The organism is Allobosea massiliensis, assembly GCF_042655245.1.
GTDB lineage: Bacteria > Pseudomonadota > Alphaproteobacteria > Rhizobiales > Beijerinckiaceae > Allobosea > Allobosea massiliensis.
On sequence record NZ_JBHSLU010000094.1, the window covers coordinates 1 to 3,810 of the forward strand.

General features: G+C 60.5%; 2 protein-coding genes. Both read left to right on the forward strand.

Features of this window, described 5'->3' with window-relative positions; all coding sequences use genetic code 11:
- Positions 1–185: 185 nt before the first annotated feature.
- The gene (locus ACFPN9_RS24870; RefSeq protein WP_003501158.1) at positions 186–791 is read left to right on the forward strand and encodes a recombinase family protein; all 606 of its coding nucleotides are present in this window, start codon (positions 186–188) and stop codon (positions 789–791) included.
- A 16-nt stretch (positions 792–807) separates the two neighbouring features.
- Complete coding sequence (locus ACFPN9_RS24875; protein ID WP_003501156.1) at positions 808–3,777, forward strand: Tn3 family transposase; 2,970 nt, start codon at positions 808–810, stop codon at positions 3,775–3,777.
- Positions 3,778–3,810 lie beyond the last annotated feature (33 nt).

Below are 3,810 nucleotides of genomic sequence, written 5' to 3' on the forward strand. Positions count from 1 at the left end.
GGGGCTCTGTGGTCATTTCTACATTAATACACGCTAAGGGCATTTTGCAGGTGACGGGAAACACATGATTTCCGCTCACCGTGATCGCGGGGCAAACTGGCCACGCAATAGGGCCATTTTTTGCGCGACAAACCCTGTCGGAATGTTAGGCTGTGCGGCAACACCTGATTTGAGGTTTGTCGCACATGTTGATCGGTTACATGCGGGTATCGAGTAGTGACGAGCGCCAGTCGGTTGCCTTGCAGCGCGATGCCCTGCTCGCGGCCGGGGTCGATGAGCGCCATCTCCATCAGGATCGCGCTTCCGGAGCGCGTGATGACCGGCCGGGTCTGAAGGCATGCCTCGGCGAATTGCGCGAAGGCGATGTCCTGGTCGTCTGGAAGATAGATCGGTTAGGCCGGTCACTCTCCCACTTGATCCGCATCGTCGAGGATTTGAAGGAACGTGGTGTCGCCTTCCGATCTCTCACGGAGGCGATCGACACCACGAATTCGCACGGCGCGTTTCTGTTCAACCTGTTCGGCTCGCTTGCAGAATACGAGAGAGTGCTGATCACCGAGCGGGTCAATGCCGGCCTGGCGGCGGCTCGCCGACGTGGCCGTAAGGGCGGGAGACCTCCAACGATCGATGCGGAAAAGGTCGAGCAGGTTCTAGCTGCTTTGGAAGCTGGCGCCAGCAAGGCGTCCGTGTGCCGGACGTTCAAGGTGGCGCGCTCGACCTTGATCGACACGTTGAAGCGGACTGGATGGACAGGCCCCGGCAAGACCGGCACGCCCGAAACCGTAGTTTGACGAGTGACCGTGGCTGATGGCGTTTCTCGATGAGCAATCGCGTGCCGTTTTATTCGAACCACCCGAAGCTTATGAAGATGCGCAAGCGCGCTATGCACTGACTTCCGAGGATATTGTCTTCGTCAAGGAGCATCGCCGGTCGCATAATCGGCTTGGCTTTGCGATCCAACTCGCACTGGTGCGTGATCTGGGCCGTCTGCTGCGAATAGGCGAAGTTCCACCTCAGGCGGTTGTCTCTGTTGTCGCCGACCAGCTGGGCATCGACCCTGCAGTGTTCGAGTTCTACGCCCAGCGCGACGAAACGCGCCGGGAACACGCGCGCGAGATCGTCTCTGCACTGGAGCTTCAGCCTGTCCGGACGAGTGACTATCGCGAGTTGATAACGGCGGCGGCACGCGAGGCGGCGGCCACTGAACAAGGTGCGCCGATCGCCAAGGCCGTGATCGAAGCCTTGAAGGAACGAAAGTTGCTCGTTCCTATGCCGGAGCTGCTGATCCGTCTGGCACTGGCCGGCCGGGCGGCGGCGCGTCGACAAGCCTATCGCGAATTGATCCGGGATCTGGAGCAGCCTTCGATCGAGGCGCTTGATCAGCTCCTCGCTGAGCGGGCCGGCGATCGGAGCCACCTTGGCTGGATTGCGGAAGCACCTGAAGGGGCGAAGCTGAAGAACCTCAAAGGCTTGATCGCCCGCCTCGAGGTATTGCGCTCAGCCGCCATTCCCGACGACCGTCGCAAGACGATCCATGCCAATCGCTACGGCATCATCGCCAGGGATGCACGCATTCTGCATGCCCGGGAGATACGACGCCTGACATCCGAACGTCGCTACGCCACGCTGGCCGCCTTCGTCATCGAGAGACAGGCGTCGATCACCGACCTGACGATCGACATGTTCTGCAAAATGATTGGGAGCAACCGCCGCAAGGCCGAGATCAGCCGCACGGAACGCCGGCTAAAAGAGGCCGAGGTTCTTGATGGGGTGGCGCTTGAGCATCTCAAGCTCGGCGAGGCGCTTCTGGCCGCTCGTGCGAGCAAAACCGATCTTGCATCGGCGATCGCAGCCTCCCTCGGCTGGGACGGATTGGTCGCCAGCATGGCGGCAGCCAGATCTGTCGTCCACCCTGATCGCAGTAACGAATTCGACGAGCTCATCAAGCGGCACAAATCGTTGCGCAAGCTGGGCAGACTGATGTTCCGCACGTTCTCGTTCCGGTCGTTTCGTGCTGATGATCCGATCCTTGTAGCAGTGGACCATCTGCGCGCGCTCTATGGCGGCCGGAAATTGCCGGCGCAGGTGCCGCTCGCCTTTCTGACCCGCAAATGGCGACGCTGCGTGCGCCCGAACAGTGCCGATATCGACCTGCGCGCCTGGGAAGTGGCGGTCCTCGTTCACCTGCGAGAGCGTCTGAGGGCCGGTGACATCTGGGTCGAAGGCAGCCGGGCATGGCGCAGTTTCGAGGATTATCTTCTGCCTCGGCCGATCTTCGAGCTGATGCGCGCCGAGGGGCGGCTCGGGCTCGCACTCCCCGACAGCTTTGCCGAATGGCGAGCAGAACGGACCGCCACGCTCGATGCGAAGCTGAAAGAGCTGGCAAAGGCGGCGGCTGCCAATGCTATTCCGGATGCAGCGATTTCCGACAAGGGCCTGTCGATCTCGCCGATCCGCGAGGAGGAGCGCGACAGCATCGTCGCGCTCAGCCGCCGACTATATGTTCTGGTGCCACGGATCAGGATCACCAGCCTGCTTGCCGAGGTGCAAAGCTGGACCAAATTCCTCGACAGCTTCACGCATTATCGTACCGGTGAGACGGCAAACGACGAGGCAGCGCTGATGGCAGCGATCCTTGCCGACGCCACCAATGCCGGAGCCGAACGTATGGCGGAAAGCTCACGCGGCGTCACGATCCACCAGATGATGCTGATGGTGGACAGGCATATGCGATCGGAAACCTACGCCACGGCGACCGCCGTGCTGGTCGATGCGCAGCAGGCCCATCCCTTTGCCGCGATCTGGGGTGACGGCCATATCTCCTCCTCGGACGGACAGTTCTTTCCGGCTGGCGGGCGTGGCGAAGCCAGCCTCGACTACAATGCAAAATACGGCAAGCGACCGGGGGCGTCGATCTATGGCTTCCTGTCCAACCGTTTTGCTTCCTTCTTCTCCCGCATGATCCAGGCATCCGAGGGCGAAGCCCCCTACGTTCTCGACGGCCTCCTTCACAACGAAAGCTCCGTCGAAATCTATGAGCACGCAACCGATACCGCTGGCGCCACCGAAACGACGTTCTCCATGTTCCACGCCTTTGGCTACAGGCTCATTCCCCGTATCCGCAATCTCGGCAATCGCAGGCTCTTTGTCATTGATCGCGATCCGGCTTACGAACCGCTCGACGCGCTGATCGCTGGAACCGTCAACATGGATGTCGTCGAGCACCACTGGGATGAGGTCTTGCGGCTGAAGGCTTCGATCGCTGCAGGTTTGGTGCCGCCTTCCGTCATCCTCAAGAAGCTGGCAGCGTCGCCGCGACAAAACCGGCTGAACCAGGCCCTGCGCGAAATGGGCCGGATAGAACGCTCGATCTTCATCTGCGACTGGCTGCTCGATACGAAACTGCGCCGCAGATCGCATGCGATCCTCAACAAGGGTGAAAGCCGTCATGCTCTCGCACGCGCCATCTTCCTCCACCAGCTCGGCGAATTGCGCAACCGCGTCGCCGAAACCATGGCTTACCGCGCGTCCGGTCTTAACCTCGTCGTCAACGCCATCATCCTGTGGAACACTGTCTATCTCAGCCGTGCTGTCGATTATATCAGCAGTCAGGGTATTATCATTCCGGACGAGCTGCTCTCCCAGGTCGCACCACTACCATGGGCGCATATCGCGCTCACCGGCGACTACCTCTGGAACGAAATTGACCGACCCCTCGAACGCTTCAGGCCAATCCGGGCTAACCGCTTCAATCCAAACAACTTCAAATTCCCTTAGCGTGTATTAATGTAGAAATGCCCACGGAGCCCC